Below are 9,376 nucleotides of genomic sequence, written 5' to 3' on the forward strand. Positions count from 1 at the left end.
ACGGCGCGGGCGCAAGTTGCGACTTATTGCATGGACAAAGAAGGCATCCGCAGCTGCTGCGCGGCGGCTACCCCGATGGCGAGGGCGGGCGTGAGGCAGCCGGCGCGGGTGGTGTTGGCCTGCACGATGCTCAGGCCCACTTCCACGATGATGGCCGCCGTGGCCGTATAGCCGGGGTGCCCGCTGCCCGTCAGGGTGGCTTCGCCCACGAGGCCCGCCTGAGTGGTAGCCCGCGCCCGCACCGTCCAGTCCCAGTCGCGCAGGTAGTGGTCGGTCGGTCCCGAGCCTGCCTTAGGCAATACTTTGCGCAGGCCCGCCGCGAGGCGGCGGCGCACCGCCAGGGGCAGGCGCGTAACCAGTACCATTGCCCGCTGGAAGCCGCCCTTGAATACCGCCTTCACCTGCCGCCACCGCCCGCCCAGGCCGCCGGCGGCCCCCAGGTCCACGCCTTCGATGTACGTGGCGGGGTGGTAGGGTACGCCGCGCTCGGCGGCGAGTAAAGCGGCCGTGCGGTTGATGATGGGCGGGTTGAGAAACGCCACCGGCACCACTGGCCCCAGCACTCGGCCGGTAACAGTACTCGGCCGCAGCCGCAACGAGGCGGGCTTTTTACTACCCTTGGTCTGAGCCGGCAGCAGCCCGCCGGTGCGCCCAATAATGCTGGCGGCCGGGTCGTCCAGCATCGCCACGATGCTGGCCAGCGTGCCGCCCGAAACGGACTGCTTGAGCGGTACTCCCCCCGCCGGGGTGCGCAGGAACCGGACCATCACGCTCACGTGCACCACGGGGTCCGCCGCGCCGGGGCCGTCGGCGGTTACGGCTGCGGTAGTGGCCTGGGCCATCGCCCGCTCGCTGGCCAGCAGCGTAGTGAGGTCGGCGGGCATGGCCTCCCAGCCGGCCATCTGCACCACCTGCACGCCAGCCTGGCGGGCGGGCTCGTCAAAGCGGTCGATTACCCGGCGCAGCAGGGGTAGCTCGCCGCTGAGGTCCACGTAGGAAGCGCCGGCCCCCACGCAGGCCGCGATAACCTGCTCGGCCCCTTTAGTGTAGGGGCCGGCCAGACTCAGCACTACCACGGTGCGGGCCGCCATTTTTTCCAGCGAGGGCTGGTCGGTGAAGTCGGCCGTCAGGATTTCCACGTCTTCGGCTTGCAACTCCTTCAGCACGTCCCGCAGGGCCTTGGGGTCGCGGCCCGCCACCGCCCAGCGGCGTAGCCCGGCCGGACTGCGCAGCAGCGCATCAACCCGGAGGAGTTGCTCGACTACCAAGCGCCCGGTCAGGCCCGTGGCTCCGAAAACCACGATATCGAAATCAACGCTGGCTCGGCGCGGAGCACCGGGCAGTGCGGCAGCGGCGGAAGGGAGGGAGGATGTCATAGGGAATAGAAAGGAGGTTGACTGGCGTATTATTGCCTGAATGAAGCGGGGCCGGGGGCGCTTGGCGAATATTGCCGGTTAGCAGCAATGAGTAATTATTGAGGGTAAATTATTTATCTTCAATGCTTTATAAAATAGTGGCTGGTGCCAGGTAGCCCGTAGCCAACTCTACCGGCTCAACTTGCGGTTAGTAGCCCATTAGCCCGCAAGGGCAACCGGGATGCCGGTTTACGAAACGGCGATAAAAAAGTTTACACTGTAAAAATTAATGAGTACTACCGAGCGCAAAAAGCAGGAAAAACACCAGCGCCGCCAGCTTATTCTCGATGCCGCGCAGCACCTTTTCGTGGAGCAGGGCTTCGAGAAGGTGAGTATGCGCAACATCGCCGAGGCCACCAACTACAGCGCCACCGCGGTCTACCACTACTTTGCCGATAAGAGTGCCCTGCTCTATGCGCTGCAAAGCCGCGCTTTTGAACGCCTGGCCCAGCAGGCCGACGCGGTGGAGCAAATCGAGTCGCCCGTGGGACGGCTGCGAGCCCTGGGGCACACCTACCTGGGCTTTGCGGCCGCGCATCCCGAGCTATTCGAGTTAATGTTTCTAATGACCAGCCCAATGGACGCGGTACGCGCGCAGGCTGGCCCCGCCACCTGGGCCAGCGGCCGGGCGGCCTTCGACCGCATGGTGCAGGTGATGCAGTACGGCATTGAGGCCGGCGTTTTCCCTTATGCCGACGCGGAGCTGATTGCCCTGGTGGCGTGGGGCCAGCTGCACGGGCTGGCCGCGCTGGCCCTGGGCAAGCGCCTGTCCATCTTCCCGGAAGCCCGGCGGGCCGGGCTGGTGGAGGAAGCAATGGAGCTGTTTATCAAGCTGGTAATCAAAAAATAATAAGCCTGGAAATAGCGCGGCCCTGAGATGGTTCTTCTGCTTGGACGCGATAATGGCGTTGGCAACGTTCGTTTCGAGGGGCGGAACGTTAGGGCGAGCGGGCCGTCTTTGGTCTTGGCTAACCCAACCAGTGCTGATACGTTTCCGCCGCGAAGGCGCGGTAGCTGCGTAGCGGACGCCCGAGCAAGCTGGTAAGCCGGGCACCGGCACCCGGCTTTCCCCGCATTCCCTCGCGCTGGCAGCCGCGAAACATGGCGGCGAGGTCGTGCGCCTGCCAGCCGGGCATATTCTGCGCCAGTTGCGCCTCGAAAGACTTGTCCAACTCGTCGCCGCCGCAGGCCCCTAGCTGTGTAGTCCCAGGGTGAGATGGGTGGGGTCTCGGACAAAGATAGTCGGGGTTAAGTGCCATTGCTGGCATATGAATTCGTGCGGGGTTTTGCCCCGTAGCCGCTTGAGCCGTTTGCCGTGGTTGTAAGCCAGTAAAAAGGCTTGTAGGTGCTCGTTGAGTTGGGCCGTGGTTTGGTAGTGATACGGGCGCACCGTAGCCTCTTGCAAGGTGCGGTTGAAGCGCTCGACCTGCCCGTTGGTCCAGGGGTGGGCGGGCTTAGTGAAGCGATGTTCGATGCCGTGCTCGTCGCAAACACGGTCAAAAATGTGCCGCCAGGCATAGACCTGGTGGGGCATATTACCGAATTGAGTACCGTTGTCAGTCAACACTTTATGCACTTGATAGGGGATGGCGGCCAGCACCCGGCGCAAAAAGTCAGCGGCCAGCATTTTCGTGGCGCGGGGCTGCAATTCGGCAAAAGCTAGTTTACTGGTGCGGTCAATGGCCACAAAGAGGTACACTTTACCTTCTTCGGTAGACACTTCAGCGAAATCAACATGCAGGTAGCCAATGGGATAATCCTTAAACTTCTTCCCAAATGCTAGAGGCGCATTTTCTTCTCCGCGGGTTCTGGGGCCGGCAGGCGACTGATACCATGGCGCTGAAACAGGCGGTGCAGGGCCGAGCGGCAGAGCTGTGGAATAGGCCCAAATGCTTAGGCGCATTTCCTGCAAGGCGTAGAGGCAATCATCCAGGGGCAGCTGCGTATGCTGGCGAAAAGCAACTGCGCCCGCTTCCTGCTCGGCCGTCAGTACGGTGGAAACAGGCTTCGGCCCCATCGGGGCGGCCGTAGTCGTGCTCCGGTTGCGCCACTTGGTCACCGTCTTCACATTGACCCCGTGGCGCTTGGCTAAGCCTTGTGCGCTTTCCTCACTTTGCTGAATGCTGCGTCGTACTGCCGGCGTTGTGCGGGCGCTGCCATGAAGTAATTGTCCCCTAATTGCTGGCGAAGTTCGGTAGTAAAAAGCCCTCCATCACATTCTGGGACTATACAGCTAAGTCCTCGGCGATGGCCGCCACGGCCCGCCCCCGGTCCAGCATAAGCAGCACCGGCACCGGCACGTACCCCGCCTTCCCTCGGCAAGCACTTTGTGCCTGCCGCAGCAACTGCCGTTCCGAGTCCGAAAGCCCTCCTTCCATTGCACAATTTTAAACCTTAATTCGCACTTCACTTCGCGACGAGTATAAGCAAAAAGAGGCCACCCCAGGCAAAGGGTGGCCTCCGATATAGCACGTGTTTGCAGCAGGCACTACGGTTGGGTTCTTACAAACCTCACTTCAAAATTACATGGAAAATCATGTAAATGGGACAAGTACGCTCCTTAGCGTACCTCCTATCTCCTTGGGCGAGCTGCACCAGCACGTCCTACTGCCCCTTGTTGGCGACTCTCTTTTCAGCGAAGCGGAGTAGCCACGGGCCAACCACTTCGTCCACGAAAGCGAGGACATCGCCCGCCTCACCCGCTGGGGCGCGAACGTGCTAGCCGAAATCGCCCGTCGCTAAGCCGAAGCGGCCCGCCAGCGCCGCCACCTGGCCACGGGTACCACGTTGCGTCAGTTGGGTTCCATTAGCTTCCGCGGCCACTGCGCCCGCCTGTCCCCCCGCGCCCCGAGTTGGGTACTCGGGGCTTGCTTCCCCGACAGGGCCGACCGCCGGGCCGGCACGTTCGACCGCCGGGCCGCTGCCCGCTGCCAGCCCGCGGATTCGCTCCGGTTTGTCGACTTGCTTAGCCGCCAGTCCCGATGAGCTATCGTCGCGACCTCAAGTACCTGCGCCGTGCCCAGAAACAGGCCAAACGCCAGATGAACCAACTCGACCAGTTGGAGGTGAGTGGCCTCACCGCCATCACGCTCCACACGCATGGCCAGCAGGTGACCATCACGCTCGCCGCCGCCACGGGGACCCCCTTCACGGACACGCTCCGGGAGGCGTTGCGCGAGCGCCAGCCGGCCCTGCAAGCCAAGGCCCAGCAACTCCTGCTTATCTGGCTGGCTGAGGAGCAGTTGCGCGACCAGCCCACCCCGGCCGCGGAATCTGCCCTGCCCTAAGCGCTCCCCCACCCCTGCGACAACTTTTCGCGGCTGGCTCCCCAGCGGCCGGCCCCCACGTGCTCCTCCCCTTTCTTTTACTGCTATCCTATGTTTTCCCCCACTGCTTTGCTCCTACCTTATGCGCAGGCCACGGCGACCCAACGGACCCAGGTCTTACCCTACCTGCAAGACCGTTTGCAGTTGCACTTCCTAACCCTGCCCGAACGTGCCTTCGTTCGCTTGGTACAGGAGTTTGAACCGGTGCTGCTGTTAACCGGGACGCAGGTGACGCTCCCCTACCCTGAGGTGACCCAACTGGTGCAGTATCTGGGCCACGCGCCCGAGCTACCGCTGCTCGACCCGCCTTTTTATTACCCGACTGCGCTAGAGTTAGCTCAGTACGTGCTGCATACCAGCGAGCTGACCGTGGGTACGCTCCCCGAACTAGCCCGTGCGCTAGGCACCCGCTGCGGCCCCCGTTTTGGGGCGCTGCTGCACCGCCCGGCCCTGCCGGCTGGCTGAGCAGGTGGTGCAGGCCCAGCGCTGGGACTTACTTGGCAGCCTTCGACTACCTCCCGGCATTCCTGGCGGGGGACCCGCACCCGGGAGCCCGGAGGTGGAGAGCTTACTCCAGCAACTTCTCCCATTTGCTGATTAGCTACCAAAGTAAAGAATAGGCAATTTCGGTACTTGCCGGGTACAGATAGTAGTAGGCGCACGAAGAGCTATGAAACGCCACTAATTGAAAAAAGCGGCGTTTCATAGCTCTTTAACAAGAGCCGTTTCCATACCCAAATAATACTTCGAATCAGATTGTCCTACGCGATGTGTCTGCAGTTCACCTCTCGTAGCGACCCAGGGTATCAGGTTTTACCGGTAAAAACCTGATACCCTGGGTCGCTTTCTCTGTTTTCTTGGCAGTTTGGTTCCCTCGCTATATCCGCCACTACCCAACGCATCCGCACCCAGCTCGACCAGTTACCAACTGGCCAGCCGGTGGATTACGGGTGAATGAACTGGTCCAGGCTGCTGACCTGCGGGTAGCGACCGGGCGGGCCCAGCGCTTCAACAGTCGCCACCACACCTGAGGTGGTCGGGTAATTCTGGACAAAACAGGGGGGTATCTTTCCTTCGTTATGAAAGACGTCCCAAAGCCTGATAAACGCCGCAAGTACGATGCGGCCTTCCGAGCCGAAGCCTTGCGCCTGGCCGAGCAAAGCCGCTCGACCCAAACCGCCGCACGGGCGCTCAACATCGACCCGAAACGCATTTATCAGTGGCAAAAAGCTGCCCAGACACCGGTGGCAGCCGCGTTGGGGGCTGACCTAGACCCGGCCACGGCTACCAAACTGCGCCAGTTGCGGGCCCTGGCCCGACGGCAGGCGCAAGAGCTGGAATTTTTAAAAAAAGTCATCGCCATCTTCTCGGTGACGTTGCCCCTATGAGCCGCTACCGCTTCGGCGCCGCCGAGCGCGGTAATGACCCGGTGCGCCGGCTGTGCCAGGTGCTGGGCGTGCCAGCCAGCGGCTTTTATGCCTGGCACTAAGGCCAGCAGCGGGCGGTAGAACCGCAGACGCCGGCCTGGGAAACTGACTTGGTCCAGGTATTCGGGGTACATAAACGCCGCTACGGCACCCGCCGACTACAGGTGGCCCTGCGCCAAAAGGGGCACCAGGTGGGCCGCCAGCGCCTGCGCACGGCCATGCGGCGACGGGCATTGCACGCGCTGCAACCCAAGGCCTACACCCCGCGCACGACCGACTCCACCCACGGCCTGCGCTGCGCACCCAATCGGTTGCTCGACAAGCCCAAACCGACCCAGGCCAACCGGGTCTGGGTGTCGGATATTACCTATTTGCCCCTGGCTGACGGTAGCTGGGTCTATCTGTGTGCCTTCTAGGACGTGGCCAGCAAGCAGGTGCTGGGCTGGCACGTGATGGCCACGATACCGGAGGAAGTAGTCACCACGGCTTTGCAGCGGGCTTTTTTGGCTCAACCACCCACCCCAGAGCTCCTCGTCCACTCCGACCGCGGCGGCCAGTACTGCGGCAATGTCTACCGCGTCCTGCTCCACTCTCACTAGGCCGTGCGCTCGCAGAGCCGCCGCGGCGACTGCTATGATAATGCGCAGGCAGAAAGCCTGTGGTCGCGCTTCAAAACCGAAGAGCTCGAACGCCGGGAATGGCCGGTTTTTGCCGACTTAGCCAACGCGCAAGCCAGCGCCGCTACCTATTTTGACTAGTATAACCATCAGCGTTTGCACTCTAGTATCGGCTACCAAATCCCACATACTGCTCACCAACAATCACTTCAAACTACTGCCATAAACTGTCCAGCCTAATTAGACCACCTCATTTTTACATATTGCAGACGAGCGTTTACAACACGTAAATTGTGGCTACTACTGCAATTGGACTGTTATTGCTAGTGCTGAGTCAGCGAAGTTGACTAACAGAATACGGGTAATTTAGGTTAGCTTAGTATGGCCCGACCAATTACCCCTTTTGCCTTGCCGGCCGCCGACCAGGCCGCCCTGGAAAACTTTACCCGCACGGGCTGCCGCTCGGTGCGGGCCGTGCGCCGCGCCCAGGCTCTGCTGGCCTTGGCTACGGGCATTGGCCAACAGGCTGCCGGTGAGGCTGTCGGCCTGAGCTGGCAGACCGTCAGTGAGCTGCGCCGCCGCTACGAAGCGGGCGGCTGGCAGTTCGCCCTGACCGAGGCCCCGCGCAGCGGCACGCCCCCGCGCTTCGACGGCTCCCAGCGGGCGGCCCTGACGGCGCTGGCCTGCACCCCGGCCCCCACCGGGCACAGCCGCTGGACGCTGCGCCTGCTGGCCGACAAAGCCGTGGAACTGTGCTTGGTAGACACTATTTCGCACGAAACGGTCAGCCAGGTGCTCAAAAAAACGAACTACAGCTCCACCGCCAGCAGCACTGGTGCCTGGGGGCAGTGAACGCGGCCTTCGTGGCCCGGATGGAGGACGTGCTGGCCATCTACGAGCGGCCTTACCACCCGCTTTTTCCCGTCGTCTGCTTCGATGAGCGGCCCTGCGTGCTGCACGGCCAACCCACCGAGCCCCTGCCGCCGGTCCCGGCCCAACCCGCCGTGGGCGCGCAGCCGGCCAAGGCCGGGCGGCCCCGGCGGGAGAGCAGTACGTATGTGCGCCAGGCACGGCCTGTCTGTTGGTGGCCTTCGAGCCGGGCACGGGCCAGCGCCTGGTCGAGGTCTCGGCCCGCCGCACCGGGGCCGACTACTGCCGCTTTCTGCAGCAACTGGCCGCTCACTATCCGCAGGCCGAAAAAATCGTGTTGGTGCAGGACAACCTCAACACACCTACCGACGCCGTTTTTTACCAACACCTGCCCGCCGCCGAGGCCCGCGCCCTGGCTGCCCGCTTTGAGCTGCATTACACGCCCAAAAACGCTTCCTGGCTCAACCTGGTCGAACTCGAACTCTCGGCCATCGCCCGCCAATGCCTGCACCAGCGCATCCCCACCCTGGACGAACTCACGGCCCACGTCGCCGCTTGCGTGGCCGAGCGCAATGCGGCGCGGGCCACCGTACGCTGGCAGTTTACCCTGGAAAAAGCGCGCGTCAAACTCGACCGCCACTATCAGAAAATTAGGGCAGCTAATTCCCCTGACTGAGCACTAGAACGTCTCCGCGCTACGCGGGCTAAACAACTGAAGAAGTCACGCGCGCCTCGATAAAGCTCAGGATGTCGGTGATGCGGGCGGGCTGGTGCGTGCCCGGCAGCAGCGGCAGTTGCAAATGCTGCGCCAGCGGGCCATAGAGCAACAACTCCGAGCCGGGGCAGCCCTGCCGCAGCTCGGTAGCGAAGTCATTTACCAAATCAGGCGATAAGCTGGTAGTCAGTACCGTAGCAATAAAGGCCGGCTGGAAGGTGGCGTAAGCCGTTACCAAATCGGCCAGGGGCAGGCTGGCACCCAGGTACAGCACGTGCTGGCCGCGGATGCGCAGGGCGTGGTTGAGGAACAGCAGGGCCAGCTCGTGCTGCTCCCTATCGGGCAAAAACAACAGCCAGCGGGGAGCATTGACCGGCACGTCGGGGCCCAGGGCATCGATGGCGGCCAGCAGCTTCTGACGAACTAGGTTCGACAGCAGGTGCTCGTGGGCCACCGTAAACGTGCCGATTTGCCAGGACAAGCCAATGCGCTGCAAAAGCGGATAAACCAGTTCCAGCATGGCTTTTTCCAATCCCTGCTGGGCAATGGCCTGGGTGAGTAAGCGCGCGAGCAGGGGCTCGTCTAGGTTGAGCATAGCGGCGAGCAACGCGTTGAGTGGGGCGTTGCTGGCGGCGGACTCGCTGGTAGACAGCGCCTGCACTGCCTGCTTGCGGGCCTGTTCGCTAAGCTGCGCGACGTCGGAAATGCGTTGGCCGCTCGCGCACAGCGTGGCCACTTGCAAGAGACGCAGCAAGTCCTCTTCGCGATAGTAGCGAAAGTTGGTGGCCGTGCGCTGGGGCTGCAACAGGCCATAGCGCTGCTCCCAGGTACGAATAGTGTGGGCCTTCACCCCGGAAAGCTGGGCTAAGTCGCGAATCGAGTACTGGCGCATACAGAACAGTAGAAGCGGGGCCCGGGCGCAGGGACTCTCCACCCGGCGCGAAAGATAACAGGCAGGTCAAGTTACCGACTTTTTAGCCATGGAGCTATTCACCTGCTATATAAC

The 9,376-nt window shown here is 62.5% G+C and carries 10 protein-coding genes and 1 pseudogene; 8 read left to right on the forward strand and 3 right to left on the reverse strand.

All coding sequences use genetic code 11. From position 1 onward, the window contains the following. Positions 1–23 precede the first annotated feature (23 nt). Positions 24–1,376: a saccharopine dehydrogenase NADP-binding domain-containing protein gene (locus tag QMK33_RS21965; protein WP_283566776.1), complete on the reverse strand. Its 1,353-nt coding sequence runs from the start codon at positions 1,374–1,376 to the stop codon at positions 24–26. Positions 1,377–1,644: 268 nt separating this feature from the next. Here QMK33_RS21965 and QMK33_RS21970 point away from each other — a divergent pair, with 268 nt between their 5' ends. Continuing rightward, on the forward strand, positions 1,645–2,265 hold the full coding sequence (locus tag QMK33_RS21970; protein WP_283566777.1) for a TetR/AcrR family transcriptional regulator: 621 nt from the start codon (positions 1,645–1,647) through the stop codon (positions 2,263–2,265). 342 nt (positions 2,266–2,607) lie between these two features. Here the strand turns inward: QMK33_RS21970 and QMK33_RS21975 are convergent. Further along, positions 2,608–3,594: pseudogene (locus QMK33_RS21975) on the reverse strand (IS481 family transposase). A gap of 802 nt (positions 3,595–4,396) precedes the next feature. Between QMK33_RS21975 and QMK33_RS21980 the strand changes: the two are divergent. The 7 genes from QMK33_RS21980 (at position 4,397) to QMK33_RS22010 (ending at position 8,331) form a co-directional block, all read left to right on the forward strand. Then, positions 4,397–4,702 (forward strand): hypothetical protein, encoded by a 306-nt coding sequence (locus QMK33_RS21980; protein ID WP_283566778.1) that lies wholly within the window; start codon positions 4,397–4,399, stop codon positions 4,700–4,702. A 90-nt stretch (positions 4,703–4,792) separates the two neighbouring features. Continuing rightward, a complete protein-coding gene (locus tag QMK33_RS21985; protein WP_283566779.1) occupies positions 4,793–5,206 on the forward strand; it encodes a hypothetical protein in 414 nt (137 codons plus the stop codon). A gap of 614 nt (positions 5,207–5,820) precedes the next feature. Further along, a complete protein-coding gene (locus QMK33_RS21990; RefSeq protein WP_283566780.1) occupies positions 5,821–6,129 on the forward strand; it encodes a transposase in 309 nt (102 codons plus the stop codon). A 149-nt stretch (positions 6,130–6,278) separates the two neighbouring features. Then, positions 6,279–6,584, forward strand: coding sequence for an IS3 family transposase (locus tag QMK33_RS21995; RefSeq protein WP_283566781.1), 306 nt, complete (start codon positions 6,279–6,281; stop codon positions 6,582–6,584). 186 nt (positions 6,585–6,770) lie between these two features. Continuing rightward, positions 6,771–6,926, forward strand: a complete 156-nt coding sequence (locus tag QMK33_RS22000) for an integrase core domain-containing protein (RefSeq protein WP_283566782.1) — start codon at positions 6,771–6,773, stop codon at positions 6,924–6,926. A 240-nt stretch (positions 6,927–7,166) separates the two neighbouring features. Further along, positions 7,167–7,637, forward strand: coding sequence for a helix-turn-helix domain-containing protein (locus tag QMK33_RS22005; RefSeq protein ID WP_283566783.1), 471 nt, complete (start codon positions 7,167–7,169; stop codon positions 7,635–7,637). Between the two features lie 226 nt (positions 7,638–7,863). Continuing rightward, positions 7,864–8,331 carry a transposase gene (locus QMK33_RS22010; protein ID WP_283566786.1) on the forward strand — a complete coding sequence of 156 codons (468 nt, stop codon included), beginning with the start codon at positions 7,864–7,866 and terminating at the stop codon, positions 8,329–8,331. Positions 8,332–8,359: 28 nt separating this feature from the next. Here QMK33_RS22010 and QMK33_RS22015 read toward each other — a convergent pair whose 3' ends face one another. Next, a complete protein-coding gene (locus QMK33_RS22015; protein WP_283566784.1) occupies positions 8,360–9,262 on the reverse strand; it encodes a MerR family transcriptional regulator in 903 nt (300 codons plus the stop codon). Between the last annotated feature and the right edge of the window lie 114 nt (positions 9,263–9,376).

Origin of the sequence: Hymenobacter sp. H14-R3 (genome assembly GCF_030063445.1) — a bacterium.
GTDB lineage: Bacteria > Bacteroidota > Bacteroidia > Cytophagales > Hymenobacteraceae > Hymenobacter.